23 protein-coding genes, 4 pseudogenes and 2 riboswitches are annotated in these 26,420 nt (G+C 68.0%); of the genes and pseudogenes, 8 read left to right on the top strand and 19 right to left on the bottom strand.

Going from position 1 to position 26,420, the window contains the following annotated elements; translation table 11 throughout:
• Positions 1 to 9 precede the first annotated feature (9 nt).
• Positions 10 to 3,131: pseudogene (locus ACSQ76_RS18185) on the top strand (efflux RND transporter permease subunit).
• A 78-nt stretch (positions 3,132 to 3,209) separates the two neighbouring features.
• On the opposite strand, the gene cobF reads toward ACSQ76_RS18185, so the two are convergent.
• The 6 genes from cobF to cbiE all read right to left on the bottom strand — a co-directional run bounded on the left by cobF (position 3,210) and on the right by cbiE (position 8,375).
• Entirely contained in the window at positions 3,210 to 3,947 is a 738-nt protein-coding gene (gene cobF / locus ACSQ76_RS18180; RefSeq protein ID WP_437157661.1) for a precorrin-6A synthase (deacetylating), read from the bottom strand.
• A gap of 67 nt (positions 3,948 to 4,014) precedes the next feature.
• Positions 4,015 to 4,734: a uroporphyrinogen-III C-methyltransferase gene (gene cobA / locus ACSQ76_RS18175; protein ID WP_437157660.1), complete on the bottom strand. Its 720-nt coding sequence runs from the start codon at positions 4,732 to 4,734 to the stop codon at positions 4,015 to 4,017.
• Positions 4,731 to 6,041: a cobyrinate a,c-diamide synthase gene (locus tag ACSQ76_RS18170; protein WP_437157659.1), complete on the bottom strand. Its 1,311-nt coding sequence runs from the start codon at positions 6,039 to 6,041 to the stop codon at positions 4,731 to 4,733. Before ACSQ76_RS18170 ends, cobA begins: the two co-directional genes overlap by 4 nt.
• A complete protein-coding gene (gene cobM / locus ACSQ76_RS18165) occupies positions 6,038 to 6,841 on the bottom strand; it encodes a precorrin-4 C(11)-methyltransferase (RefSeq protein ID WP_437157658.1) in 804 nt (267 codons plus the stop codon). Before cobM ends, ACSQ76_RS18170 begins: the two co-directional genes overlap by 4 nt.
• Entirely contained in the window at positions 6,838 to 7,194 is a 357-nt protein-coding gene (locus ACSQ76_RS18160) for a cobalamin biosynthesis protein (protein ID WP_437157657.1), read from the bottom strand. The genes cobM and ACSQ76_RS18160 overlap by 4 nt, the downstream gene beginning before the upstream one ends.
• On the bottom strand, positions 7,191 to 8,375 hold the full coding sequence (gene cbiE / locus ACSQ76_RS18155; protein ID WP_437157656.1) for a precorrin-6y C5,15-methyltransferase (decarboxylating) subunit CbiE: 1,185 nt from the start codon (positions 8,373 to 8,375) through the stop codon (positions 7,191 to 7,193). The genes ACSQ76_RS18160 and cbiE overlap by 4 nt, the downstream gene beginning before the upstream one ends.
• Between cbiE and ACSQ76_RS18150 the strand changes: the two genes are divergently transcribed.
• A complete protein-coding gene (locus ACSQ76_RS18150; protein WP_437157655.1) occupies positions 8,374 to 9,123 on the top strand; it encodes a cobalt-precorrin-6A reductase in 750 nt (249 codons plus the stop codon). The two genes, cbiE and ACSQ76_RS18150, sit on opposite strands and share 2 nt — an antisense overlap.
• Here the strand turns inward: ACSQ76_RS18150 and cobJ are convergent.
• The 8 genes and pseudogenes from cobJ to ACSQ76_RS18110 form a co-directional block, all read right to left on the bottom strand.
• Positions 9,096 to 9,848, bottom strand: coding sequence for a precorrin-3B C(17)-methyltransferase (gene cobJ, locus ACSQ76_RS18145; RefSeq protein ID WP_437157654.1), 753 nt, complete (start codon positions 9,846 to 9,848; stop codon positions 9,096 to 9,098). The two genes, ACSQ76_RS18150 and cobJ, sit on opposite strands and share 28 nt — an antisense overlap.
• Positions 9,845 to 10,576 (bottom strand): precorrin-2 C(20)-methyltransferase, encoded by a 732-nt coding sequence (locus ACSQ76_RS18140; protein WP_437157653.1) that lies wholly within the window; start codon positions 10,574 to 10,576, stop codon positions 9,845 to 9,847. The genes cobJ and ACSQ76_RS18140 overlap by 4 nt, the downstream gene beginning before the upstream one ends.
• Positions 10,573 to 11,202 (bottom strand): precorrin-8X methylmutase, encoded by a 630-nt coding sequence (locus ACSQ76_RS18135; RefSeq protein WP_437157652.1) that lies wholly within the window; start codon positions 11,200 to 11,202, stop codon positions 10,573 to 10,575. Before ACSQ76_RS18135 ends, ACSQ76_RS18140 begins: the two co-directional genes overlap by 4 nt.
• Positions 11,202 to 11,549, bottom strand: coding sequence for a hypothetical protein (locus ACSQ76_RS18130; RefSeq protein ID WP_437157651.1), 348 nt, complete (start codon positions 11,547 to 11,549; stop codon positions 11,202 to 11,204). The genes ACSQ76_RS18135 and ACSQ76_RS18130 overlap by 1 nt, the downstream gene beginning before the upstream one ends.
• Positions 11,540 to 12,331, bottom strand: a complete 792-nt coding sequence (locus ACSQ76_RS18125; protein WP_437157650.1) for a hypothetical protein — start codon at positions 12,329 to 12,331, stop codon at positions 11,540 to 11,542. Before ACSQ76_RS18125 ends, ACSQ76_RS18130 begins: the two co-directional genes overlap by 10 nt.
• Positions 12,328 to 15,602 (bottom strand): annotated as a pseudogene (cobN, locus tag ACSQ76_RS18120) (cobaltochelatase subunit CobN). Before cobN ends, ACSQ76_RS18125 begins: the two are co-directional and overlap by 4 nt.
• Positions 15,603 to 15,605: 3 nt before the next feature.
• Positions 15,606 to 16,658: a cobalamin biosynthesis protein CobW gene (gene cobW / locus ACSQ76_RS18115; RefSeq protein WP_437157649.1), complete on the bottom strand. Its 1,053-nt coding sequence runs from the start codon at positions 16,656 to 16,658 to the stop codon at positions 15,606 to 15,608.
• Positions 16,655 to 17,032 (bottom strand): DUF1636 family protein, encoded by a 378-nt coding sequence (locus ACSQ76_RS18110; RefSeq protein WP_437157648.1) that lies wholly within the window; start codon positions 17,030 to 17,032, stop codon positions 16,655 to 16,657. Before ACSQ76_RS18110 ends, cobW begins: the two co-directional genes overlap by 4 nt.
• Positions 17,033 to 17,109: 77 nt before the next feature.
• Positions 17,110 to 17,309: riboswitch (cobalamin riboswitch) on the bottom strand.
• 33 nt (positions 17,310 to 17,342) lie between these two features.
• On the opposite strand from ACSQ76_RS18110, the gene cobO reads away from it, so the two are divergent.
• On the top strand, positions 17,343 to 17,966 hold the full coding sequence (cobO, locus tag ACSQ76_RS18105; RefSeq protein ID WP_437157647.1) for a cob(I)yrinic acid a,c-diamide adenosyltransferase: 624 nt from the start codon (positions 17,343 to 17,345) through the stop codon (positions 17,964 to 17,966).
• Between the two features lie 64 nt (positions 17,967 to 18,030).
• Positions 18,031 to 19,475: pseudogene (locus ACSQ76_RS18100) on the top strand (cobyric acid synthase).
• 2 nt (positions 19,476 to 19,477) lie between these two features.
• Here the strand turns inward: ACSQ76_RS18100 and cobD are convergent.
• From cobD to ACSQ76_RS18080, 4 genes are read right to left on the bottom strand one after another with little or no spacing between them, the layout of a single operon-like run.
• Positions 19,478 to 20,443, bottom strand: coding sequence for a threonine-phosphate decarboxylase CobD (gene cobD, locus ACSQ76_RS18095; RefSeq protein ID WP_437158232.1), 966 nt, complete (start codon positions 20,441 to 20,443; stop codon positions 19,478 to 19,480).
• Positions 20,444 to 20,459: 16 nt separating this feature from the next.
• Complete coding sequence (gene cbiB / locus ACSQ76_RS18090) at positions 20,460 to 21,395, bottom strand: adenosylcobinamide-phosphate synthase CbiB (RefSeq protein ID WP_437157646.1); 936 nt, start codon at positions 21,393 to 21,395, stop codon at positions 20,460 to 20,462.
• Positions 21,392 to 22,165, bottom strand: a complete 774-nt coding sequence (locus tag ACSQ76_RS18085) for a hypothetical protein (RefSeq protein ID WP_437157645.1) — start codon at positions 22,163 to 22,165, stop codon at positions 21,392 to 21,394. The genes cbiB and ACSQ76_RS18085 overlap by 4 nt, the downstream gene beginning before the upstream one ends.
• Positions 22,162 to 22,812, bottom strand: a complete 651-nt coding sequence (locus ACSQ76_RS18080) for a histidine phosphatase family protein (RefSeq protein ID WP_437157644.1) — start codon at positions 22,810 to 22,812, stop codon at positions 22,162 to 22,164. Before ACSQ76_RS18080 ends, ACSQ76_RS18085 begins: the two co-directional genes overlap by 4 nt.
• Between ACSQ76_RS18080 and cobU the strand changes: the two genes are divergently transcribed.
• The 3 genes and pseudogenes from cobU (at position 22,793) to ACSQ76_RS18065 (ending at position 25,044) form a co-directional block, all read left to right on the top strand.
• On the top strand, positions 22,793 to 23,323 hold the full coding sequence (gene cobU, locus ACSQ76_RS18075; RefSeq protein ID WP_437157643.1) for a bifunctional adenosylcobinamide kinase/adenosylcobinamide-phosphate guanylyltransferase: 531 nt from the start codon (positions 22,793 to 22,795) through the stop codon (positions 23,321 to 23,323). The two genes, ACSQ76_RS18080 and cobU, sit on opposite strands and share 20 nt — an antisense overlap.
• Positions 23,307 to 24,322: pseudogene (cobT, locus tag ACSQ76_RS18070) on the top strand (nicotinate-nucleotide--dimethylbenzimidazole phosphoribosyltransferase). The gene cobU and the pseudogene cobT overlap by 17 nt, the downstream one beginning before the upstream one ends.
• A complete protein-coding gene (locus tag ACSQ76_RS18065; protein WP_437157642.1) occupies positions 24,319 to 25,044 on the top strand; it encodes an adenosylcobinamide-GDP ribazoletransferase in 726 nt (241 codons plus the stop codon). The pseudogene cobT and the gene ACSQ76_RS18065 overlap by 4 nt, the downstream one beginning before the upstream one ends.
• A gap of 19 nt (positions 25,045 to 25,063) precedes the next feature.
• On the opposite strand, the gene bluB is transcribed toward ACSQ76_RS18065, so the two are convergent.
• The gene (gene bluB / locus ACSQ76_RS18060; protein ID WP_437157641.1) at positions 25,064 to 25,738 is read right to left on the bottom strand and encodes a 5,6-dimethylbenzimidazole synthase; all 675 of its coding nucleotides are present in this window, start codon (positions 25,736 to 25,738) and stop codon (positions 25,064 to 25,066) included.
• Positions 25,739 to 26,001: 263 nt separating this feature from the next.
• Positions 26,002 to 26,207, top strand: a riboswitch (cobalamin riboswitch).
• 36 nt (positions 26,208 to 26,243) lie between these two features.
• On the opposite strand from bluB, the gene ACSQ76_RS18055 reads away from it, so the two are divergent.
• Entirely contained in the window at positions 26,244 to 26,420 is a 177-nt protein-coding gene (locus ACSQ76_RS18055; protein ID WP_437157640.1) for a CbtB domain-containing protein, read from the top strand.

The following is a 26,420-nucleotide window of genomic DNA, read 5'->3' as shown; positions in this document are numbered from 1 at the left end:
TCCACTTCAATGGCGCGTTTTTTCATTGATCGCCCGGTCTTTGCCTGGGTCATCGCGATCCTGATCATGGGAATCGGGGTTCTGGCTATCCGGATTCTGCCGATTGCGCAGTATCCGGAAATCGCGCCGCCGTCGGTCTCGATCAACGCGACGTATCCCGGCGCCTCGGCCGAGACGGTGGCCAACACGGTGACGCAGGTCATCGAGCAGCAGATGACCGGGCTGGACGGGTTGCGGTATTTCTCGTCCAACTCGACCTCGGCGGGGCAGTCGAGCATCACGCTGACCTTCGAGACCGGCACGGATGCCGATATCGCGCAGGTCCAGGTGCAGAACAAGCTGTCGCGCGCCACGCCGCTGCTGCCGGAAGCCGTTCAGCGGCAGGGTGTGACGGTGGAGAAATCCTCGGCCGGGTTCCTGATGGTGATCGGGATGATCTCGCGCGGGGACAATTTCGACCAGGTCGACCTGTCGGATTACATGGTCACGAACCTTGTCGACGAGCTGAGCCGGGTCGAGGGGTCGGGTCGGTCCAGGTATTCGGCGCGCAATACGCGATGCGGATCTGGCTGGATCCGTCCAAGCTCGCGGCCTTCGAGCTGACGCCTGCGGACGTTGTGAACGCGGTGTCGGCGCAGAACGCCCAGATTTCGGCGGGGGCGTTCGGCTCGCGTCCGACGGTCGAGGGGCAGCAGCTGAATGCCACGATCACCGCGCAGTCGCTTCTGACCTCGCCCGAGGATTTCCGGCAGATCGTCCTGCGGGCCGAGACCGACGGCGGGCTGGTGCTGCTGGATGACGTGGCGCGCGTCGAGATCGGCGCGGAGAACTATGCCACCATCGCACGCTTCAACCAGGATCCGGCCGCCGGCCTAGCCGTCAGCCTGGCGCCGGGGGCCAATGCGCTGGACACGGCAGAGGCCGTGAAGGCGCGGATGGCCGAGTTCGCGGAGTTCTTTCCCGAAGGCGTGGAATACGTCATTCCCTATGACACCACGCCATTCGTTCTGATCTCGATCAAGGAGGTCATCAAGACGCTGTTCGAGGCGATCGTGCTGGTGTTCCTGGTGATGCTCCTGTTCATGCAGAACCTGCGCGCGACGCTGATCCCGACGCTGGCGGTGCCGGTGGTGCTCTTGGGCACGTTCGGCGTTCTGGCGGCGGCCGGATTCACGATCAACACGTTGACGATGCTGGCAATGGTGCTGGCGATCGGCCTTTTGGTCGATGACGCGATCGTGGTGGTCGAGAATGTCGAGCGGATCATGGAGGAAGAAGGCCTGCCGCCGCGCGAGGCGACCTACAAGTCGATGGGGCAGATCACCGGCGCACTGATCGGGATAGCGCTGGTGCTGTCGGCGGTGTTCGTGCCGATGGCGTTCTTTCCCGGCTCGACAGGGGTGATCTACAAGCAGTTCGCGATCACGATCGTGTCGGCGATGGCGCTTTCGGTGGTGGTTGCGCTGACCCTGACGCCGGCGCTGTGCGCGACGATCCTCAAGCACAAGGATCGCGACAAAAGAAAGGGCGCATTCGGCTGGTTCAACCGCGGCTTCGACTCGGTTCTGGGCCGGTATACCCGCACGGTCGCCTGGAGCGTCAAGCGGCCCGTCCGGGTGGGTATTGTCTATCTCGCACTTGCCGTTGCGATGGCCTTCATGTTCGCGCGCACGCCGACCGCGTTTCTGCCGGACGAGGACCAGGGCATCCTGTTCACCCTGATCCAGACGCCGACCGGCGCCACGGCGGAGCGGACGCTGGACGTGCTGGAACAGGTAGAGGATTATTTCCTGACGCAGGAGACCGACACGGTGAAATCCATGTTCGGCGTCGTGGGATTCAGCTTTGCCGGCAGGGGTCAGAACATGGGCATCGCCTTTGTCCAGTTGAAGGACTGGGACGAGCGCAAGTCGGAGGGCCAGAGTGTGCAGGCGCTGGCCGGGCGCGCCTTTGGGGCGCTGAGCGGGATACGCGACGCGATGGTGTTTCCGATCGTGCCGCCCTCGGTGATCGAGCTTGGCAACGTGTCGGGCTTCGACGTGTACCTGCAGGCGCGGGGCGGGCAGAGCCACGAGGAACTGCTTCAGGCCCGCAACCAGCTTCTGGGGCTGGCGGCGCAAAGCGAGCTGATCGCGTCGGCCCGGCCCAACGGGCTGGAGGATGCCTCGCAGTTCAACCTGGATATCGACTGGCGCAAGGCGGGCGCGATGGGGGTCACGGCAAGCGATGTTGGCCAGTTGCTGACGGTGGCCTGGGCAGGATCATACGTGAACGATTTTATCGACCAGGGCCGGATCAAGCGCGTCTATGTGCAGGGCGACGCGCCCGATCGCGCGATCCCGTCCGACATCGACAAGTGGCGGGTACGCAATGCCAGCGGCGGCCTGGTGCCGTTCTCGAACTTTGCGAAAGGATCATGGAATTACGGGCCGCAGGGCCTCTACCGCTTCAACGGTATTCCGTCGATGCAATTGCAGGGCGCACCCGCCCCCGGTGTGTCGACCGGTGCCGCGATGGCCGAGATGGAGCGCCTGGCCGAGCAGTTGCCGCCGGGTTTCGCGCTGTCCTGGACCGGCCTGTCGCTGGAGGAACGGCAATCGGGCAACCAGGCGCCGCTGCTTTATGCGCTATCGCTTGCGGCGGTGTTCCTGTCGCTTGCCGCGCTTTATGAAAGCTGGTCGATCCCGTTCGCGGTCATGCTGGCCATGCCGATCGGCGTTGTGGGCGCCTTGTCGGCGGCCTATTTCGGCGGGTTCGACAATGGTGTCTTCTTCCAGGTCGGGTTGCTGACGGTGATCGGCCTGACGGGCAAGAACGCGATTCTGATCGTGGAGTTCGCGCGTGACAGGCACGTGGCGGGCGAGCGGGTTGTCGACGCGGTGGTCGTGGCCGCGCGGCAGCGTTTCCGTCCGATCATCATGACCTCGATGGCGTTCTCTCTGGGCGTGCTGCCGCTGGTATTGAGTTCCGGCGCGGGGTCCGGCGGGCGCAACGCGATCGGCTCGGGCGTTCTGGGCGGAACGATATCCGGCACGGTGCTTGGCGTCATTTTCGTGCCGCTGTTTTTCGTGATCGTCACCAGGCTTTTCCGGTTCGGACGCGGGAAGGCCAAGGGCGCTGACGCTGGATAGGGTCGTGATCGCATTCCGGGCTTTTGGTCCTGGCGCGCTGAGGTCCGGCAAAATCCGGGTCCGGATTGCCGGGCCCGGTCACATGCGACGCAACAGGTAGCTGTCCATGATCCAACCGTGCCGGGCGCGGGCCCGGGCGCGTGTGTCCACGATTTTCTGTCCGACCTTTTCCAGGGGCCCCTCGATCAGGATCTGGTTGTCGGAGCCGAGATAGGCGCCCCACCAGATATGCAGGCCCGCCGGGTCGAGTTGCTGGAACGAGCACAATCCGTCCAGCATGACGACCGCGGTGGTTTCCTCTGGCGGCAGGCCATTCGCGCGCAGTTGCCGGCCCGTCGTTATGCGGACGGGGCCGTCCACGGTATTGAGCGGGATGGCGTGGGCCGCGGTCAGCGCCTGGATCGCCGTGATGCCCGGCACGACGCGCAGCGCCGGTTTGGGCGACAGGCGTTCTGCGATCCTGATCGTGCTGTCGTAGAGGGATGGGTCGCCCCAGACCAGCAAGGCGACCGGTCCGTCGACGGAGTGCCCGTCGAGGGCCTTGATCCAGCGTCGGGCGATCTCGTCGTGCCAGGCGGCGACGCGTTCCTCATAGGGCAGGTCGGGGTCGCGCACCGGGTATTCGAAGGGGACGATGCGGGCCGTGCTGCCGGACGCCGTGATGATGGCGTGTCGCAGGTGGGCGAGGTCCTCCTTGTCGTCGCCCTTGGTCGGCAGCAGGATGATGGCCGCATCGCGCAGCGCATCGGCGCCTTCGAGGGTGACATGCGCGGGGTTGCCCGTGCCGATCCCGATGAGCCAGAGATCTTCGATCATGGGCAGGGTCCGGGTGCGGCGGGTCCCGATGCACCGATGGTGCGGCAATGGGGGGCGGGTCGCTGCGTCATGTGTCTGCCAGCGAACCGTAGAGGATCAGGGCGGGATGGTCGCTGCTCTCGCGGCGCAGCAGGTCCGACAGGGTTGCGACGGTGTGGCGGGTGATCTTCTGTTCGGGACGGCTGACGGCTTCGGCCAGGATCGCGGGCGTCGCGGGCGGAAGGCCCGCATCCATCAGGCGCGCGGCCAGTTGCGGAAAGGTGCGCTTGCCCATGAAAACCACGGTCGTCGCGGCCGGGTCGGCCAGGGCGGCCATGTTGACGTCCTCGGGCAGGGCGCCGGTGACGTCGTGGCCGGTGATGTATTGCACGCGCCGGGCGGTCAGGCGGCGGGTCAGCGGAATGCCGGCGGCGGCCGCGGCGGCATTCGCGGAGGGAACGCCGGGAATGATCTCGTATGGAATTCGCTCTGCCTTGAGGGCGACGATTTCTTCCTCCAGCCGGCCGAACACGCCGCTGTCGCCGGATTTCAGACGCACGACGCGCTGGTCGAGGCGGGCGTAATCCACGAGCAGGCGGCTGACATGGTCCTGCTTGGGCGAGTTGCGCCCGGCCCGCTTGCCCACGCCCACAAGGTCGGCGCCGCGCCGTGCGTGGGCCAGGATCGGCCCCGAGGACAGGTCGTCGAAGAGCACGGCGTCGGCGCGCTTGAGCCGGTCGACGGCCTTGAGCGTCAGCAGGTCCGGGTCGCCCGGTCCCGAAGAGACGAAGGAGACGAAGCCGGTCATGGCGTTTCGTCCCCGGTGATCAGGTGAAAGAACGTGCCGGACGCGTGGCCCCGGACCGAGCCGGTTTCCGACACAGGGTTGCCATCGGCATCCGCGACCTGCGCCAGGGGTGCGTCGGGCTGGTCGAGGATAGTGGAATAGTGGAACTCATGACCGCGCAGGGTTGCGCCTGCATCGAATCCCGGCATCGGGGCCGAAAGGGTCGCGCGGCGGTATCCAAGGTGGAACTTGCGCTTTTCATAGGAGGTGACGAGGCCCAGCAGCCCGGCCATTTCGTGGCGTGTTCCCTCCTTGTCGATCAGCGCCTGGCCGAGGGCCATGTAGCCGCCGCACTCGCCATGCACCGGCTTTGCCTCGGCGTGTTTGCGCAGCGCAGTGCGGAACCGCGTGGCGGCGGCAAGTTTGCCGGCGTGTAATTCGGGATAACCGCCGGGTAGCCAGACGAGATCGGCGTCGGGATCGGGGACTTCGTCCGCGAGGGGGGAGAAAGGCAGGATCTGGGCCCCGGCGGCGTGCCAGCCTTCCAGCAGGTGCGGGTAGGTGAAGCTGAAGGCGGCGTCGCGGGCGATGGCGATGCGTTGCGCGGGGGGGCGCGGCAATGCGGCGGGCGCGGGCAGAGGGGTGCCACGGGCGGCGGATCTGATCGCGTCAAGATCGACATTCTCGCGCAGGAAGGCGGCGTATCCGGCGATGGCGGCGTCAAGGTCGGGATGCTCGACCGCCTGGATCAGCCCCAGGTGGCGTTCCGGCAGGGTCAGGTCGCCGCGCCGGGGCAGGACACCCAGCACGGGCAAGCCGGCGCGGTCCATGCCCAGCCGGGTCAGCCGCTCGTGGCGGGGCGAGGCGCATCGGTTGAGGATGACCCCGGCGAAAGGCAGGTCGGGCATATATTGCCGGAACCCCAACGCCGTTGCCGCGGCGGATTGCGCCTGGCCGCCCACGTCGAGCACCAGCACCACGGGCCAGCCCATGGCCAGCGCGGTTTCCGCACTTGAGCCGAAGCCTTGCTGGCCGCGCGTGGCGACGCCGTCATAAAGCCCCATCGAGCCTTCTGCGACGCAGATATCCGCGCCTGCGGCCTGCCCCGCGATGGCCTGCCAAAGCCCCTTGCCCATGGCCCAGCCGTCGAGGTTGAAGCTGTCCCGCCCGCAGGCGGCCTTGTGAAAGGCGGGGTCGATATAGTCGGGGCCGGACTTGAAGGGTTGCACCTTGAGCCCGTCATCGGCCAGCGCCCGCAGCAGGCCCAGCATCACGGTCGTCTTGCCGGTGCCCGAGGAGGGGGCGGAGATCAGCAGGCCGGCGCTCATGACGTGCCTTCGCTTTCCGGGGTCCAGTCAGACCAGGGGCTGTCGGCGCTTTGCGGCCGGTAGCGGCGGTCGTAATCCACGGCATAGAGGCAGGACTCGTCGAACCCTTCGCCGGCAAGCGCGGGGCCGACGAGGATCAGCGCGGTGCGGGTGATGTCCTCGCCCAGGCGGGAGGTGATATAGCCGAGCGTGCCACGGATGATCTGCTGATCCGGCCAGGAGGCGCGGTAGACCACGGCGACCGGACAGTCGGCGCCGTAGGCCGGGGTCAGGTCGGCGGTGACTTTGCCGAGATTCTGGATCGACAGGTGAATGGCGAGCGTCGCGCCGGTGGCGGCGAAATTGGCGAGCGTCTCGCCCGCGGGCATCGAGGAAGCGCGACCGGGGGTGCGGGTCAGCACCACGGATTGCGCGATGCCGGGCAGGGTCAGTTCCATTCCCAGTGCCGCGGCGGCGGCGGAGAAGGCCGGCACGCCCGGTGTGACAGACACGGGGATGTCCAGCGCCCGCAGGCGGCGCATCTGTTCGCCCATGGCGGACCAGACCGAAAGATCGCCGGAATGCAGGCGGGCGACATCCTGGCCGGCGCGATGGGCGGTCTGGATTTCCGCGATGATCCGGTCGAGATCGAGCGGGGCCGTGTTGACGATACGCGCGCCTTCCGGGCAATGCGACAGCACCGCCTCGGGCACCAGAGAGCCGGCGTAAAGGCAGACCGGGCAGGACGCGATGATGTCGCGGCCGCGCAGGGTCAGAAGGTCGGGCGCGCCGGGACCGGCGCCGATGAAGTGAACGGTCATGGGGTCTTTCCTTTGGCCAGGGCACAGGTGGCCATGCGGTCGGTTGAAATGCAGCGGGGGGCCAGCAGCGTCGCGCCGGGGCCCGCGGCGGCAAGGGCCGCGGCTTCGGCGACCGAGCCGGTGCCGCGTGCGCGCAGGGACGCCGCGGAGCTGCTCTGCGTGGCTTGCCGCGCCAGGTCTTCGGGCGGTATCGCGTGCAGGGGCAGGCCAAGTTCGCGGGCGAAGGGCGCCAATTGATCGGCCTTGTCCTGCGCGGTGGCGAGCGCATCGGGCGTGCCGCCGGTCCGGGCCAGGGCATCGCGGAACGATGCGCGCGTGGCGCGTGTGGTGAAACCCATTCCGGCGACTATCATGGAAAGCTCCATTGCGTGATCGGGTAGGCCTGCGTCCAACCGCGTTTGCGCCCCATGGGTTGGGCTTGTGCCACTTCGAAGCGGTGCAGTTCGCCGCCGCGGCGGGCGTGGGCATCGGCCAGAAGCGCCTCTGATTCCAGGGTGACCGCGTTGGCGACGATGCGTACGTCTTTCAGTCCTTCGACAAAGGTCAGAAGGTCGGAGGAAAGACCGCCGCCGATGAAGACGGCGTCGGGTTTCGGCAGGTCTTTCAGGGCGGCGGGGGCCGTGCCCTGGACCACATGCAGGCGGTCGACGCCGAGCGCGCGGGCATTGGCGTTTATCAGCGCGATACGGTCGGCGCGGGGCTCGACGACGCTGGCCGTGAGGGATGGATCGCAGAGCAGCCATTCGATCCCGATAGTGCCCGAGCCACCGCCGATGTCCCACAGGTGCTCGCCCGGTTTCGGGGCCAGGGCCGAGAGGGTCAGCGCCCGGATGTGGCGCTTAGTCATGACGCCGTCGGTTTCAAAGAGCGTGTCGGGCAGGCCGCTGGCGCGGGGCAGGACGGGGCCGTTGCCCGCAACCTCGATCGCGGTGCAGACCGGGTGGGCGAAGTCACCGGACAGGGCGTCGGCGGTGGCGTGCGTGATACGTTCGCGTGGGCCGCCCAGTGCCTCCATCACGGAGACCTTTGAGGTGCCGAAACCGGTGTCGTGCAGGTAGGTCGCAAGCTCTGTCACCGCGTCGCCGTCGCGCAGCAGGACGAACAGGCGCGCGCCCGGGGCCAGGTGCGGGCGCAGGCGGGTCAGCGGCGCCGCGTGCAGGCCGGTGCAGATCGTGCGGTCGAGCGGCCAGCCGAGGCGGTTCGCGGCGAGTGAAAACGTCGACCGGCCCGGATAGGCACGCCATTCGGACGGATCCAGATGCCCGGTGATCGTCGTGCCCGCGCCGAACCAGAACGGGTCACCCGAGGCCAGGACGACGCAGGGCGTGCCGCGCAGTTCCAGCAGGTCTTCGACCCCCTTGGCAAAGGGCACAGGCCAGGGGATCGTGCGGGCGGGCGTCTCGATCAGTGACAGGTGCCGCTCGGGTCCCATGACGATTTCCGCCGCCTCCAGCGCGGATCGGCTTGCGGCGCACAGGCCGTCCGGGCCATCTTCGCTTAGACCGATGATCGTCAGCCACGGAGCCTCAGACATGACACCGACCGTTCTGCTTCTGGGGGGTACGACCGAAGCCATGCGGATGGGGCAGGCACTGGCCGCGCGGGGCGTGCGGGCCACGATCAGCCTTGCGGGACGGGTCAAGTCCCCCGCGGAGCAGCCCCTGCCGGTGCGTATTGGCGGCTTTGGCGGTGTGGACGGGTTGGTTGCCCATCTCAAGGCGGAAGGCGTGACCCATGTCATCGACGCTACCCATCCCTTTGCCGCGCAGATGAGCGCCAATGCGGTTGCCGCCTGTGATGCGTTGGACCTGCCCCTGCTGGCGCTGACACGGGCGCCGTGGAAAGCCGGGGCGCAGGATCGCTGGATCCATGTGCCGGATATGGATGGCGCGGTGGCTGCGCTGTCGGGTCGGCCGAGGCGCGTTTTCCTGGCGCTGGGGCGGATGAACCTGCCCGCCTTTGGCGCGCAGCCGCAGCACGACTACCTGTTGCGGCTGGTCGATGCGCCGGATCGCTTGCCGCTGCCAAAGGCGCAGGTCGTCATCGACCGCGGTCCGTTCGAGGTGGAGGGCGACCTGGCACTGATGCGGGCGCATCGTACCGAACTGGTGGTGTCGAAGAACGCGGGCGGCACGGGGGCGCAGGCCAAGATCGTCGCGGCGCGGAAGCTTCGCCTTCCGGTGGTCATGATCGACCGGCCCGCCATACCGGCCCGCGCCGAGGCGCATAGCGTCGAAGAGGTGCTGGACTGGCTTCATGGCGACACCGCGCGCGGGGTGTAGACGAGGGGCGCGCCGCGCCGCTCGATCAGCCGGGTGGTGGAGTTGCCGACAAGGACGACCGTGCGCATGTCGGCCAGCTCGGGTGTGCAGCGTGACAAGGGCACGACCTGCAAGGTTTCCTCGGGGGTGCTGACGGCGCGGGCGAATATGACCGGGCGGTCGTCGCCGCAGGCGTTGTTCAGGATGTCCAGAGTCCGGGCAAAGCCTTCGGGCCGGGATTTCGACCGTGGATTGTAGAAGGCCATCGCGAAATCCGCCTCTGCCGCGAGGCGCAGGCGCTTTTCGATCAAAGCCCAGGGCTTGAGATTGTCGCTGAGGTTGATGGCGCAGAAATCGTGCCCCAAGGGCGCGCCGGCGCGCGCGGCGGCGGCCAGCATGGCGGTGATGCCGGGCAGGACGCGGATATCAAGGTTACGCCATTCGGCCGGGCCGGCCTCGACCGCCTCGAACACGGCGGAGGCCATGGCGAAGACGCCCGGATCGCCCGAAGATACCACGACCACGCGCTTGCCCTCGCCCGCCATCTCAAGCGCGTGGCGGGCGCGGTCCAGCTCGACACGGTTGTCGGACGGGTGCAGGGTGAGCCCGGGACGTTCGGACACGCGGGCGACGTAGGGAATGTAGCCGACCACGTCGGTGGCCTGCGCGAGCGCTGCGGTGACTTCGGGCGTCACCAGGTCGTCGGCGCCGGGGCCGAGGCCTGCTATGAAGATGCTGCCCGTCATGGACGCCGGCCCTGCCCGTGCACGATGATAATCGAGAAATAGGGCGTGATCTTGTCCTCGGCCTCGGACAGGCGCTGCACTGTCTGGTTGGGCATCGAGGCGTATTCCACTAGCCACGCCGCATCGTACCGGCCCGCCCGGCGCAGGGCGCGGCGGATCTTATCGATGTTGCGGCCGATCTTCATGATCACCAGCGCGTCGGACCGCGTCATGTGATCGACCAGCGTGTCCTCGGGCAGTGTGCCCATCAGGGTCGAAAGGATGTCGTCACCCCAGGTAATCGGAGCGTCGGTGGCCGTCCATGCGGCGGACATGCCGGTGATGGCGGGGACGACCTGCACCGGGCAGTCGTCGCGCAGGCGTGAATGCAGGTGCATGAAAGAGCCGTAGAAGAACGGGTCGCCTTCGCAGATGATCACCACGTCCTCGCCTGCCTTGGACAAGGCACTCAAACGGTCGGTGCAGGTCTGGTAGAATGCCGACAGAATGTCGTTGTAGCGCGGATCGGTCAGCGGAATTTCGGTGGTGACGGGGTATTCCATGGCGATCTCGGTGACGTCTGGGCGCAGCATTCCTTCTACGATGCGCCGGGCCTGTCCCTGTCGCCCCGCCTTGCGGAAAAACGCGACGTGCCGCGCGCCGCGCAGCAGGCGGTCGGCCTTGACCGACAGAAGCTCGGGGTCGCCGGGGCCGAGGCCCACGCCCCAGATCGTGCCCGGCGTGCTCATTCCGCGCGGCTCGCGATGGCATTGATGGCGGCCACGGTGATGGCGCTGCCGCCCAGCCGGCCCTCGACGATGCAGCAGGGCACGGGCTGATCGGCCCAGAGCGCATCCTTTGATTCGCGCGCGCCGACAAAGCCGACGGGGCAGCCGATGATGGCCGCCGGGCGCGGGCAATCCGGGTCTTCGAGCATGTTGAGAAGATGGAAAAGCGCGGTGGGCGCGTTGCCGATGGCGACAAGCGCCCCGGCCAGTTTCGGGCGCCACAGTTCCAGTGCCGCGGCAGAGCGCGTGTTGCCCATCTCGCGCGCACGCTCGACGATGCCTTCGGCGTGCAGAGTGCAGATCACCTCGTTGTCGGCGGGCAAGCGGCTGCGCGTGACGCCTTCGGAGACCATGCGCGCATCGCAGAAGATCGGCGCGCCGTTTTCAAGCGCGGCACGGGCGGTGCGGGCGAAGCCGGGGGAGAAGCGCACATGCTCTTCCAGCCCGACCATGCCGGCGGCGTGGATCATGCGGACGGCGATGGGTTCTTCATCCGCGTCGAACCTCGACAACGCGGCTTCGGCCCGGATGGTGGCGAAACTTTCGCGGTAGATGGCCGCGCCGTCCTTTTCGTATTCGTATGGCATCAAATGGTCTCGTTCAGGTCTTCGGGGCCGAGGCCCCGTGCGCAGGGTGTGTCCCACGGTGCTCCGTTGCGGACAAGGTCGAAACGTCCGTCGCGTCCGGTCAGGGTGGTGTCTGCGGCGCGGGGAAGGGCGCAGCCCTTGGCGCAGCCGGAGACGTGCAAGGTGCCGGAAACGCGGGGAGCCAGATCGCGGGCGATGTCCATGGTGGAAACGGTCGCCTGCGGGCAGAAAGGCGCGCCGGGACAGGCGTGGGCGGACATGAGCGGATTGCCGGGTTGGGTGACGAAGGGCGTGTCACCGGGCGTGCCGTCCACCAGCAGGAAGAGACGGTTCAGCATCAGGCGCATGTGCGATGCGCCGGTGGTTTCCAGCAGGGTCTGTAGATCGGTGGCGGACATTTTGCCGAAAGGTGCGCCGAGAATGAAACCGTCGGGTACGGGGCCGGGATTGCTTGGGGCGGACTGCATGCGCGGTTCTGCGACAGTCCAATCTTGTGGAAGGGGTGCGTCGCCAGATGCCGCGCCATGCGGCCCGACGCGTGGCCGCCGGTCTCGGTGAACCAGTGGGCGAGGTCCAGAAGGGCGGAAGTGGCCGAGGCCTCTGTCACGGGGCGGGCCTTGGCGGCGCCGTCGGCGCGCAGGAGCAGCGCGCCGGAGGCGTCCCGCTCGAACCGGAAATCCGCCGAGCCGTCGACCAGACATGCCGCTGGCCCGGTGTCGATGGCAAAGCCCATCTTCTGAGGCAGGTCGGGCAGGTCAGGAAGGGTGGCGAGGACCCGGTCATAGAGCCGGTCGGTCAGCCCGCCCGCATCGCGCCGGGCCGGGACAAGGATGTTGCGATGACCCTCGATGGCGGGGTCGGCATCTATCAGGCCAAGCGTGTCGAGGGCGGCAAGCAGGGCGGGATGGTCGGCCTCGGTGACGCCGCGCAGTTGCAGGTTGGCCCGTGAGGTGAGGTCGATCACGCCGTTGCCGTAGCGCCGCGACAGGTCGCACAGGGCCAGAACCTGCGCCTTGGTCAGCTCCCCCCGGAAGGGCCGCACGCGCACGACCAGCCCGTCGCCCGACATCATCGGGCGGTGCGCGCCGGGGCACCAGCCCTTGACGATCGGGGGCGCGGCACCGTTCATGCGCTGTCTTCCAGCCCGGCCAGGATGGCGTTGCGGCGGGTCTGCCAAAGGCCGGCATCTAGCAAGGCGCGGAACCGGTCCTGCATGGCGGCATACGCTTCGGGGTTGGCCTCGCGCAAAAAGGCATCGGTGTCGGGGTCGCCCAGCGTCGCGTCGTGGTAGGCGTCAAAGAGATGCGGGCCGACGACCTGCGCGAGATGGGCGAAGGCGGCCATGTGGTCGAGCGTGGCGGCGATCTCGGCGGCGCCCCGGAAGCCATGCCGCTTCATGCCCGCGATCCAGCCGGGGTTGGTGGCACGGGCATGGACCACGCGTGCGATTTCCTCGGGCAGGGTGCGGGCGCGCGGGCGCTTGGGATCGGTGTTGTCGAGATGGTAAAGCGCGGCGTGCCCGCCGGTGACAGATTGCGCGGCGGCAAACCCGGCCTCGTGCGTGGCATAGTCGGCGGCCAGCAGAAGGTCGGTTTCGGGCAGGTCCTGAAGGTGGACGAAGCTGTCGGCGTTTTCGACCCGGGCGCGGATGCCGGCATCGTCGCGCGTGGCCTCGTCGCCGTCGAGCGCCCAGGCGGAGGCGGAGAGCCAGGCCTCGCCCGCCTGGCTGCGGGCCTCCGGAGTGTAGGTTTCGGGTGCGGCGCCCATGCCGAGGCCGAAGCTGCCGGGGGCGGGGCCATAGACGCGCGCGCCCGAGGCGTGACCGGCATAGGGGTTCCAGTCGGGGGCTTCGTCGCGTTGTTCGAGGGCGCGCACGGCTTGAGAGAAGAGGCCCGAGAGGGTCGGGAACACGTCGCGGAAAAGGCCCGAGACGCGCAGGGTGACGTCGATGCGGGGGCGGTCGAGTTCGGCGATGGGCAGAACCTCCAGCCCTGAGACCCGTGCCGAGCCCTTGTCCCAGACCGGCTTGACGCCCAACAAATGCAGGGCCATGGCGAATTCCTCGCCCGCCGTGCGCATGGTGGCGGAGCCCCAGAGATCGACGATCAGGCCGCGGGGCCAGTCGCCTTCTTCCTGCAGGTGGCGGCGGATCAGTTCCTCGGCCAGCCTGACGCCCTGGGCGTGTGCGGCCCGCGTGGGAACAGAGCGGGGATCGGTGGTGAAGAGGTTGCGCCCGGTGGGCAGCACGTCGTCGCGGCCGCGATAGGGCGAGCCGGAGGGGCCCGCCGCGATGCGGCGTCCGTCGAGCGCGTCGAGCAGGGATTGCCGCTCGGCCAAGGCGCTGTTTTGCATCGGTTCCGCGTCGGTATCCGGTCGGCCCCAGATGTGCAGGCCGTCGCCAAACATGCTTTCCTTGATGTCGCACACAAAACGGTCGATGCGGGTGATCGCATCGGCGGTCGATGTGGCGCGGTCGAGGCCCAGGTCGTCCTCGACACCGAGCGCCTGCGCCTCGGCGCGGATATCGGCCTGCAGGCGGTCGCGGCGGCGGGGTCGAGCCCGTCGGCGGTGGAGAACTCGTCAAGCAGCGATTCCAGCGTCGACAGGCGGTCGGGCGCTGCGCTGGCCTGCATCGGCGGGGGCACGTGGCCAAGAGTCACCGCACCGATGCGGCGCTTGGCCTGCGCGGCCTCGCCGGGGTCGTTGACGATGAAAGGGTAGATGACGGGCAGCGCGCCGGTCAGCGCCTCGGGCCAGCAGGCGGGGGACAGGGCGACGGCCTTGCCCGGCAGCCATTCAAGCGTGCCATGCGCGCCGATATGGATGAGTGCGTCGGCCTGGGTCTGAAGCCAGAGGTAGAAGGCGACATAGGCGTGGCGGGGCACGCGGGACAGGTCGTGGTAGTCGTCGTCGCGGGCCTTGGGCGTGCCGCGTTCGGGTTGCAGCGCGACGATGGCGTTGCCGAGGCGCAGGGCGGCGAAACGGAATTCCCCGTCCTGCGCGTCGGCGTCGTCCTCGGGACGGCCCCAGGCAAGGTAGAGGTCCTCGCGCAGAGGGGCCGGGAGCCGCGCCAGCAGCGTCTTGTAGTCCGCAAGCGGCAGGCGCATGTCGCGCGCCAGCAGGCGGTCTTCCAGTGCCGCCGGTGTCGCGTCCAGCGTGTAGCCCGCGTCGCGCAGGTCCGACAGGATGGCGCGGGCCGAGGCGGGGGCGTCGAGGCCCACGGCGTGGCCCATCTGCCAATCCTTGCCGGGATAGGTGGAGAGGATAATCGCCGGATGACGCGACGCGGCGGGCGTGGCGGCGAGGTCGAGCCAGCCTTGCACGCGGGCCACGAGTGCGGCGGTCAGGTCCGGCTCGGCCCGGTGTGCAAAGCGGGAGAATTCGAGGTCCGGATCGCGCGTGCCCGGTTCCTTGAACGAGATCGTGCCGCCGGTCAGGCGGCCGTCGACCTCGGGCAGGACGACATGCATGGCAAGGTCAGCGGGCGACAGGCCGCGTTCGGAGCCGTCCCAGGCGTCGCGGGTGGAGGTTGCCAGCGCGGCCTGAAAGACCGGCACGCCTCCCGCGTCGAGCGGCGAGGTGCCGTCGTCGCCCTTGCCGGAAAACGCAGTGGCGTTGACGATGGCGTGGGGGGCGTAGGCCTGCACCTGCCGGCGCAGCCAGCCCGCTGCCTCGGGGGCCTTGAGCGACGGGGTGAAGAGCGCGCGAACGTGGTGGCCCCGCGCCTGGAAGGCCCGCATCAGTGCCTCGATCGGGGCGAGGTCGGCGGCCACCACGTAGGAGCGGTAGAAGACGATCAGGATGCGGGTCTGGGTGACGGGCAGGTCGACGAGCGGGCAGCAGGCACCGTGCTCGGGCGTCCAGGCGCCCACCATGGGCAGCACCTTGGCCCCGCGCACCGGCGCGGCGTATAGGCCCGCGGCCAGCGACAGTTGTTGCAGGGCGGCCTGTGCCGCGATGCTGCCGCCGTTGTCGCAAAGCTCTGCCAGCCTTCGCAGGGTCGAGACGGGCAGGGTGGAATAGGCGTCGAGCCGGGGGTCGGGCCGGCCGTCGGCGGGCAGGACGGCGAGCGCGATGCCTTTCTCCTGCGCCAGGGCCAGGACCTGCTGCAGCCCATATTCCCAGTAGGGCACCCCGCCGATGAGCCGGATCAGGATGCCCTTGGCGCCGGTCAGCGTCTGTTCGACATAGGTGTCGACCGACAGCGGGTGCCGCAGCGCGGTGAGGTTTGCCAGACGCAGGCCGGGCAGGCCGTCGCGCCGCCGATGCCAGCCTTCCGCGAAGGCGCCAAGGTCGCTGTCGGAAAACGACAGCACCACCAGGTCCGCCGGGCTTTGGCCCAGGTCGGTCGGGGTGTCGGTTTCTTCCAGACCGTGACTTTCGCGGAAGACGACGTGCATCGGTTACTCGGCCGCCTCGGCCGGCGCCAGCACGGCGCGGATCGCGTCGACATTCACGTCGTCATGCTCGGCGATGACCACGAGACGCCCGCGGCGGGCCTCGTCCGGTTTCCACGGGCGGTCGTATTGATGGCGCACGCGCGCGCCCACGGCCTGCACCAGAAGGCGCATCGGCTTGCCGGCGACGCTGGCATAGCCCTTGACGCGCAGGATGTTCTGGCTGTTGGCCAAGTCTTCGATGCGGCTGACCAGATCGGCGGGATCGCTCAGTTCCGGGATGTCGATGACGACGGATTCGAAATCGTCATGCTCGTGATCGTCATGGTCGTCGTGGTGGCTGGGCCGTCCGTCCATGTCGTCTTCTGCTGCGGCTTCCAGCCCGAGGATCACGCGCGGATCGACGACGCCTTCGGCAACCTCGACCACGGGCAGCGGGCGGGGGGCCTCGGCGGCGATGACCTCCTTGGCGCGCGCCACGCCGTCGGGGCCGGCAAGGTCGGGCTTGGTCAGCAGGATGATGTCGGCGCAGGAAATCTGGTCCTCGAACACTTCCGAGAGCGGGGTTTCGTGGTCGATGCTGTCATCTGCGAGGCGCTGGGCGTCGACCCGGGCCACATCGGGGGCAAAACGGCCTGCGGCGACGGCCTCGGCATCGGCGAGGGCGATGACACCGTCGACGGTGATCTTGGAACGGATATCGGGCCAGTCGAATGCCTTGAGCAGAGGCTTGGGCAGGGCCAGCCCGCTGGTTTCGATCAGGATGTGATCGGGGCGCGGATCGAGCGCCATGAGCGCTTCGATCGTGGGGATAAAATCGTCGGCCACGGTGCAGCAGATGCAGCCATTGGCCAGTTCCATGATGTTTTCCGCCGGGCAATCGGGGATGGCGCAGCTTTTCAGGATGTCGCCGTCGACGCCGACATCGCCGAATTCGTTGACCACCACGGCCAGGCGACGGCCGCCGGGGTTCTGCATCAGGTGGCGCACCAGCGTCGTCTTGCCGGAGCCCAGAAAGCCCGTGATGACGGTGACGGGAAGTTTCGCGAGATCGGTCATTGGTCAGCCTTTGCGGTCAGGGGTGGGATGCGCGCAACGCAGTTGCGCTTGAAGTGTTCGGGGCGCTGGCGCCACGGGATCAGCCCGTCCTCGGTCTGTTGATAGAGGACCGCGCCTTCCAGCAGCATGTCGGGATGCGACGTTTCGTCGAGATTTCCGTACAGATACGTCCAGCGTTCGCCGCCGCGCATGGCGGCGGTGCAGCCCGCGTCGCAGTTTTGCAGGCATTCGACAGGTGTCACGGTGACGCCGTCGGGCAGCGCACGCGCCGTGACCTCCTCATAGAGGCGCTGGCCGGGGCGGCGCTCGTCCTCGGGGAGCTCCTGCCCCTTGCGGCACTTGATGCAGATCAGCAGCTCGATGGGCGTGCTCATGTATCCTCCAGTATCAGGGGTGCGCGCGGGAGTGGCGCGTGGCCACCCATCCGAGCCCGGCACACCCCGTCCGGTCCGTTTTTTCCTTCTGGTTGGCAGGTCTCCCGGCTTGCGGTTTCGGGCTTTTCGGCCCACGGTTTCCGGCCTTCCCGGCATTGCGCCAGTGGCGGTGGAAACCTTCCCGGTTCACGGTCGCGGGGGCGGCTGTGCCTGGCGCGTTGCGCTGCACATTCCCTTTTCACCTGTTTACACAGGCACCAACACGGTGCGACATGCTGCGAAAACCCACCTTGTGTCAAGGAGACGTCCCATGTCCGACCCGTCTGACGCGGAAAAGACCGCCCGCCACAACGAGAAGATGAAGAAGATAAAGGCCGCGCGCGACCGCATGATGGCGGACAAGACCGAGGAGAAAGGCCTGATCATGGTCCATACCGGGCCGGGCAAGGGCAAGTCGTCTTCTGGATTCGGGATGATTCTGCGTTGCATCGCGCACGGGATGCCCTGCGCGGTGGTGCAGTTCATCAAGGGCAACTGGGTGACCGGCGAGGCCGAGATGTTGCGCAATCGGTTCGCGGACGAATGCCGCTTCTTCATTTCGGGCGAGGGGTTCACCTGGGAGACGCAGGACCGGGAGCGCGACATTGCCGCGGCGCAGAATGGCTGGCGCATCGCGAAAGAGCAGATTCGCGACCCCGAGATGAAGTTCGTGCTGCTGGACGAGATCAACATCGCGCTGCGCTATGACTATATCGATATCGACGAGGTCGTGGATTTCCTGCTGCACGAGAAACCGGCGATGACGCATGTCTGCCTGACGGGGCGCAACGCCAAGCCCGAACTGATCGAGGCCGCCGACCTCGTGACCGAGATGAACATGGTCAAGCACCCCTTCCGGGACGGGATCAAGGCCCAGAAAGGCGTGGAGTTCTGATGCGTTTGGTCGTGGCCGGCGGAGGGAAGTGCCCGGCGGCGATACCATGTGACAGGGGCCGGCCATGCCTGCGATAATGATCCAGGGCACGGGGTCGAATGTCGGCAAGTCGATGCTGGTGGCGGGCCTGTGCCGGGCGGCGCGGCAGCGGGGCTTGAGCGTGGCGCCGTTCAAGCCGCAGAACATGTCGAACAACGCCGCCGTGACGGATGATGGCGGCGAGATCGGGCGCGCGCAGGCGTTGCAGGCTATGGCCTGCGGGGTGGCGCTGCACACCGACATGAACCCGGTTCTGCTGAAGCCGGAAACGGATGTGGGCGCACAGGTGATCGTGCAGGGCAAGCGTCTGACCACGGCGAAGGCGGTGGAGTATTCCAGGCTGAAGCCGACGCTGATGGCGGCGGTGCAGAACAGCTTTGCCCGGCTCAGCGCACAGCATGACCTCGTGATCGTCGAGGGCGCAGGCTCGCCCGCCGAGATCAACCTGCGCAAGGGCGACATCGCGAATATGGGGTTTGCCGAGGCGGCGGACGTGCCCGTGGTCCTGTGTGGCGATATCGACCGCGGCGGCGTCATCGCGCAGATCATAGGCACGCAGGCGGTTTTGCCGGAGGCGGATGCGGCGCGCATCGGGGGTTTCTGATCAACAAGTTCCGCGGTGATCCGGCGCTGTTCGAGGATGGTTACAGGGAAATCGAGGCGCGCACGGGGTGGCGCGGCTATGGCGTGGCGCCGTGGTTTCCCGAGGCGTGGCGGCTGCCGGCGGAGGACGCGCTGGATATTGCCGACAGCCCGATCCAGGGCGCGTTTCATATCGTCTGCCTGCAACTGTCGCGGATCGCGAATTTCGACGATCTGGACCCGTTGACGCAGGAGCCGGGCGTGCGTGTCACGATGCTGCAACCGGGACAAGTGCTGCCGTGCGACGCCGATCTGGTGATCATTCCGGGCTCGAAATCGACGCGTGGCGATCTGGAATTTCTGCGCCGGCAGGGATGGGACATCGACCTTCTGGCGCATCACAGGAGGGGTGGCCGCGTGCTGGGTATCTGCGGCGGCTACCAGATGCTGGGCCGCATGGTCTCTGACCCTGACGGGATTGAGGGGCCGCCCGGGGACACGCAGGGGCTGGGACTGCTGGACATCGAGACGGTCATGGGGGGCGACAAGAGCCTGGCCCAGGTCGACGCGCACCACGTGGGGCTGGATCTGACGTTTTCCGGCTACGAGATTCACATCGGCCGCAGCGACGGCCCGGACCGCGCGAGACCGTTCGCCAGGGTGGCTGGTATGGACGAGGGGGCGGTGTCTGCCGATGGTCGCGTGGCAGGCAGCTATCTGCATGGCATGTTCGGCGACGACAGGTTCCGCGCGGCCTGGCTTGGCTCGAACGGGGCAGATGCGTCGGACCTGGGGTACCTGGCCATGGTGGAGCGCACGCTGGATGAACTGGCGGCGCATCTTGAGGCGCATCTGGATGTCGCGGGCCTTCTGGCGCTGGCCAGGTGAGGTCAGGCGGCGCCGATCGCCGCCTCCAGCTGCGTCCATCGGGTTCGCGGCGGCAGGCCGAGGCGTAGCCAACGGCTCGAGTAGGGGAAGATGCGGGACCACACCCTGTTGATTGCAAGGGCCTCTTGTGCCGTGTGGGCCTCGGGCACCTCGTAGGTGCGAAAGAGCGGGGTGCCTCCGACCAGGGTCCAGCCGGCGCGAGCCGCCAGGTCGTCCAGTCGTGCGGCGTCTTTCGTCAGCCTTTCGACCGTGCGCGCCTGCCAGCCGGTGTCGGCGAGCGCGGCACAGGCAATCTCGATGGCGGGACCGGAGACGGGCCAGGGGCCTGCCAGCTCGGCGAGACGGTCGGCGACCGCCCCCGAGGCGAGCGCGAAACCGAGGCGCAGGCCGGCCAGACCGTAGAACTTTCCGAAGGATCGCAGGATGAGGCAATTGGCGGGACAATCCCTTGAGCCGATGGACAGGTGCGGCTCGGGGTCGACGAAGCTTTCGTCGACGACCAGCAGGCCCACATCGCTCGCGAGGTCGAGCATTGCATCGGGCGAGGTGCGGCGGCCGTCGGGGTTGTTCGGGTTGACCACCACCGCAAGGTCCGCGCCCCGCACGGCGTCTGTTGAGGCCACCTCTGCGACCTGCCAACCGCAGGCCCTGAGCGCGGCGGCGTGTTCGTTGTAGGTGGGGGCCATCACGGCGGCGCGGCCCGGTTTGGCCAGCCACGGCACGAGCTGAATTGCGCCTTGGGCGCCGTTCATCGGGATGACGCGCAGGGAGGTGGCATAGGCGCTGGCCGCCGCATCGCGCAGCCGCGCCAGGTCTGATTTACGCGGCAGAACCGCCCAGGCGTCGCCAGAGATCGGTGGCACCGGGTAGGGTTCGGGATTGATGCCGGTCGACAGATCGAGCCAGTCGGCGGGGGCGCCGCCCAGCCTGGCGATGGCGGCGTCGAGGTTGCCGCCGTGATCCCGGATCCGTGTCATGAGGCCCTTAGAGCAGCGCAAGACCCGCCAGCGCAAGGGCGCAAAGCGCCATCGCGCGCCGGTAGAGCGACAAGGCGTGCCCCAGGTCTTCGGGTGTCGGATCGGGGGCGGCGCCGTTCAACCAGGGCTCTTCGTTGGCGCGCCCGTCATAGATGCGCGGGCCGGAGAGCCGAACGTTCAGGGCACCGGCCATCGCGGCCTCGGGCCAGCCCGCATTCGGGGACCGGTGCCCGGGCGCGTCCTGGCGCATGATGTGAAGCGCGTGAAAGAACGCCCCCGAGGCCAGTGCGAAGAGAAGCCCGGTCAGGCGGGCGGGAAGCCAGTTCACCAGATCATCCAGCCGGGCGGCGGCTTTGCCGAAGGCCTCGAACCGGTCGTTGCGGTGGCCGATCATGGAATCCATCGTGTTGATGGCCTTGTAGGCGGCGATGCCGGGCAGGCCCAGGATCACGCCCCAGAAGACGGGGGCGATGATGCCGTCGGAGGTGTTCTCGGCCAGGCTTTCGGTGGCTGCCCGCGCGATGGCTGGCGGATCGAGCCGGGACGGGTCGCGCCCGACGATCATGCTGACGGCGTGGCGGGCGGCGGGCGTATCGCCGGAGGCCAGCGGGCGTGCGACGGCGGCCACATGCGCGTGCATGGAGTGCAGGGCGACGAGCGGCCAGGCCAGCACCGCGCCGATCAGCGCGCCGGTCCAACCATCGGGCAGAAATGCCTGGACGAGCAGGGCGGGCAGGGCGGCGAGAAGGATTATCCCGAGGACTGTCACGCCGCCGGCGATCAGACGCCGATGGCGGGCGCCGGTGTTCAGGCGATGCTCGGCCGCCGTGATCGCCCGGCCAAGCCACGTGACCGGGTGGCCGATCCGGGCGTAGAGCCTATCGGGCCAGCCAAAGGCGAGGTCGAGGGCCAGGGCGCCCAGCATCATCAGGGCGAAACTCATGGGCTGCCTGTCTCGAAGCTGAGAATGGCCTCAAGGCCCGCTTCCTGCAGGGCGGATGCGCCGTGCGGCGGGATGGTTTCCGGTGCGAAGATCAGACCGCGGGCGGACCCGGTATGCGCGCGGACCATGCCCAATGCGCCGAGATCACGTGCAAGATCGGCCATCGGATCGGGCGGGCCACGGCGGGCGGTGCAACGGCGCGCGGAGTCCGAAGCCAGGGCGGCGACGCGGGGCAGGTCGCGTGCCTCGGTCGCCGCGGCCCATTCCTCGGCGAGGTCGGACACATCGTCGAACGCCTGGTCCTGTGCGTCGGTACACACGGGCGCGCCCCACAAGCCTCCAAGGATCGCGGCGCGGGGCGGGGCGGGCATGGTTCTGAGCACCTTGCCCGACCGGGAGGCCCAGAGGTGCTGATCGGGAGTGTCGAACATAAGGGGATCGGTGGCGCCCTCGACAGCGATGCAGGCCCTGGCCAGCCGTTCCGGCGTGCCGTCATAGCCCGCTGCCCTTGCGGTGGCCACCAGCGTTGCCGTCGATCCGCCTGCCCCGATGCCGAGCGCGAAATTGCGGCTCGCGCCGGGGAGGGTGTCCAGCCCGAGGGCGGCGGCAAAGCGGGCCAGTTGGTCTGCGGTGAACGGCAGGGCCTCCCCGGACGGGGCCGTGACACGCAACGGGGAACAGGCCAGGGTGATCAGGGCCACCGGCCCCGAAGGACCGAGCCGCCCTTGAATCCATTCCCCGAAATGGCCGAAGACCGTGACATTGTTCATGTGCGGTTGACCTCGATCACCGAGAGCGGGCCGTCCGGGCCACAGCGCAGGCGCGTTACCGACAGGTGCGCCACCTCGAATGCCAGCCCGCCGGGGGCGTGCCCGGTCACGAAGCCGAGCGCGGCGCGGATCACGCCGGCATGAACGACCAGCGCTACCGGACCGTGCGCGGCGGCATGGCGCCCATGCTCGATCAGGGCGGGGATCACGCGCGCGCAGAGGTCGTTGAAACTCTCGCCGCGTGGCGATCGGTGCGCTGCCAGGGCCGCGCTGTCCAGAACGCCGATGTCGGGTAGCTGATCCAGGCCGAGGCCGTCATGCGTGCCGAAATCCTGCTCCCAAAGGCGCGCGTCCTGCTCGAAGGGTCCGAAAATCGCTTCGGCGGTCTGGCGGCAGCGTTGCGCCGGGCTGCTGATGACCCGCGTGACGGAGGTCAGCCGCCGTCTGAGCGCCGCGACCGCGGTGTCGTCGAGGATGGCCGCGACATCGGTTCGGCCATAGAGGCGGCCGGGATCGGCCACGGGGGCGTGACGGATCAGGACAAGCTCTGGCCGGGGGGGCGCAACGGGTTCCAGGATGTCGCCTTTCAGCTTTCTTTTTTCTCGAAAAGTGCTTTCCCACGCTGCAATGAAAAAGTCGATACTCATCACCGGGGGCGCGCGTTCGGGCAAGTCCGCACTGGCCGAGCGGATGGCTTTGCAGCCCGCCGGCCGGGCGATTTATGTCGCCACCGCGCGTCTGCACGCCGGCGACGACGAGATGGCCGACCGGGTGGCGAAACACAAGGCGCGGCGCGGCGCGGCGTGGGAGGATGTGCATGCGCCGACCGATCTGGCCGGGGCGCTGCGGGATACCGATGGCACGCTGCCGCGCTTGGTCGATTGCCTGACGCTGTGGCTGACGAACCTTATCCTGGATGACAGTGACTGGCGGGCCGAGACCGCCAGGTTGGTCGAGACTCTGGCGGGACAGGCCGCGCCGGTGATCCTTGTCACCAACGAGGTGGGGCAGGGGATCGTGCCGGAAAACAAAATGGCCCGGCTGTTCCGCGATGCGGCGGGGCATGTGAACCAATCCGTTGCCGCCGCCTGTGACGAGGTGTGGCTGACCGTGGCGGGCTATCCGATGAAGGTGAAGCCGAATGACCATTCTTTCTGACGTCTCGTCGCTGGATCAAGTTGCGGGACTCGCCGGGTCTTTGCCCGTATCCGATACCGACGCCGCCGAGGCGGCGCTGGCGCGTCAGAACAGCCTGACCAAGCCGCCGGGCGCCTTGGGGCGGCTGGAGGAGCTGGCGATCTTCATGGCGGGGTGGCAAGGCACGGAACGGCCCGCCATCGCCAGCGCGCAGGCCCTGGTCTTTGCCGGCAATCACGGCGTCTGCGCGCAGGGGTCAACCCGTTCCCGCAGGACGTGACGGCGCAGATGGTGGCGAATTTCGAGCATGGCGGCGCGGCGATCAACCAGTTGTGCCGGGCGAACGGGGCCGATCTGTCGGTGATTGCGCTGGAGCTGGACCGGCCGACCGCGGATATCACCGCCGGGCCGGCCATGTCGGAAGCCGAAACGCTGGACGCCATGCGCCGAGGGGCTGCGGCCGTCGATCCTGGGGTCAGCGTTCTGATCCTCGGCGAAATGGGCATCGGAAACTCGACCATTGCCGCCGCAATGGCCAGGGGCGCCTTCGGCGGAGACGCGGCGCATTGGGTCGGCAAGGGGACGGGATCGGATGACGCCGGGGTCATCCGCAAGATCGACGTGGTGACACGCGCCTGCGCGCGTCATTTGGATGCCGGCGGGCTGGACATCCTTGCCCGGCTTGGCGGGCGCGAGCAGGCGGCGATCTGCGGCGCCGTGCTGGAAGCGCGGGCGCGGGGCATTCCGGTCATCCTTGACGGGTTCATCTGCACGGCCGCGACCGTGCCGCTTTTTGCCGCCGACCGGCGGTTCCTGGACCATTGCCTTGTCGGGCATGTCAGCCGTGAGCCGGGCCATGCGCGGCTATTGTCGGAACTGGGAATGCGGCCGATCCTGTCGCTGGACATGGCGCTGGGCGAAGGGTCGGGCGCGGCGATCGCGCTGGGCGTGTTGCGCGCGGCGCTGGCCTGTCACGACGGGATGGCGACCTTTGCCGAGGCCGGGGTGTCCGGTCAATGACCCTGCGTGCGCGCGTTGCCGAGCTTCAACTGGCGGTGATGCTGCTGACCCGGCTTCCGGCGGGGCGGATCGGTGACGACCCGCCGACGATGCTGGCCGCGCGGTGGGCGTTCGTGCCGGTGGGGGCGCTTGTCGGCGCCGTGACGTGGCTGATTTTCAGTCTGGCGGAGGTGGTCGGCGCGTCCGAGCAGATTTCGGCCCTCCTGGCGTTGGGAGGACTGGCGCTTGTCACCGGGGCGCTGCATTTTGACGGGCTGGCGGATTTTGCCGATGGGCATGGCGGCGGGCGCGACAAGGCGCACGCGCTGGAGATCATGCGCGACAGCCGCATCGGCAGTTACGGCGTGGTTGCAGTGGGGGTGATCGCGGCCCTGTGGGCGGTGTCGGTGGCGGACGCCGATCCCGGCTGTTGGGCGTTCGTCGGCGCGGCCATGCTGAGCCGCGCAGCCATGGTGGCGGTGCAGGAGAGCCTGGCGCCGGCCCGCGCGGATGGTCTGGGGCGCAGCGCGGCGGGGCGCAGCAAGGCCGCGCGCGGGGTTCTGGCGGTTGTGGCAGTCGTGGCGCTGGTGGTTTCGCCCTGGGCGCTGCTGGGCTGTGCGCTGGTGACTTTTACCATCGGCTGGCTGGCGTGGCGCAAGATCGGCGGGCAGACCGGCGACGTTCTGGGGGCTGTGCAACTGGTCTCGGAAACCGCGATCTGGGTGGCGCTGGCGTGCCTTTGACGGCCCTTTGGCCGGGCTGTCAGTCCTGCCAGCCCTCGTGCATGATCAGGTCATCGAGCGAAATCCGCTGCCGCCACCCCTTGGCTGCCAGTTCGGGCTGGTCGTAGAGCTGATCGACATACCCCACGCAGAGATAGGCCACCAGCTCGACATGCTCGGGGATGCCGAGCAGGGCGGCGATTTCGCGGTGATCGAAAATGCTGACCCATCCGACGCCGATCCCTTCGGCGCGGGCCGCGAGCCAGAGGTTCTGCACCGCGCAGACGGTCGAATAGAGGTCCATGTCGCGGTTATGCGTCCGGCCCAGGACCACCTTGCCGCCGCGAGTGCGGTCGCACGTGACCACGATATTGAGCGGCGCCTTGGTGATTCCTTCCAGCTTCAGCGACCGGTAGGTGGACTGCCGGTCGTCAGAAAACATGGCGGCGGCTTCCTCGTTGGCGCGGCTGAAGACGCGCTGCACCTCGGCCCGGCGCTCGGGGTCGCGGATCAGCAGGAAGTTCCACGGCTGCATGAAGCCGACGGACGGCGCGGCATGGGCCGCTTCGAGAACCCGGCGCAGGGCGTCCTCGTCGATCGGGTCGGGCAGGAACTCGTTCCGCACGTCGCGGCGCGCGGCGATGATGTCATAGAGGCTCTGCCTTTCCTGCGAGGAAAAGATGCGTGCCGGGCTTGGCCTGGGTTGATCCGCCATGAGGGGCCTCTGCGATAGATGCGGCGAGTTTCGGGCGACCCTTTCGGAGGGCGATATCGTGTGAAAAGCGTCGGCAAGCGGCTTTGCTTTGGCTTCCGGCGCGGCGGTTGTCATGTCTATGTCAGAGTGGGGCGGGACTTTGCAAGCATGACGCAGATTGGGTGCCCGGGGCCGGCGGGAACCCTGGCCTTGCGGTTCGGTCGCTGGGTTCGAGATTCGCTTATTGTTATGCGTTGTATTGTTGACAGGTCGCAATGCTTGCTAGACTAACGGGAATGATCGGTTCCATTTCCGCACGGGATGGAGAACAGGGAACGCGGTGCGCCGGAAAACATTCGGCAATTCCGTGGCTGTCCCCGCAACTGTAGGCGGCGAATCAGGCTGAATACGTCACTGGAGCAATCCGGGAAGGCCAGCCAGACGATGAAGACCCGCAAGCCAGGAGACCTGCTGATCGCGACTGAAACCACAAGGCCTTCGGGTGTGAAGGCAAAGAGGTAGAATTATGAATGTAGAGACTGCAACAGCCACACAGACGACATCCGCCTCTGCGCTGGTTTCGGCGTTCGCGATTGCCGCGCTGGGCCTTGGTGTGATCTTCGTGGCAGGCCATGTGCAGGCCGGGACGCTTCACGACGCGGCGCATGACGTGCGTCACGCCACCGGCTTCCCCTGCCACTGA

It is taken from the genome of Roseovarius sp. B08, assembly GCF_051417955.1.
Lineage (GTDB): Bacteria > Pseudomonadota > Alphaproteobacteria > Rhodobacterales > Rhodobacteraceae > Roseovarius.
This window is presented reverse-complemented; position numbering and strand designations above follow the sequence as displayed.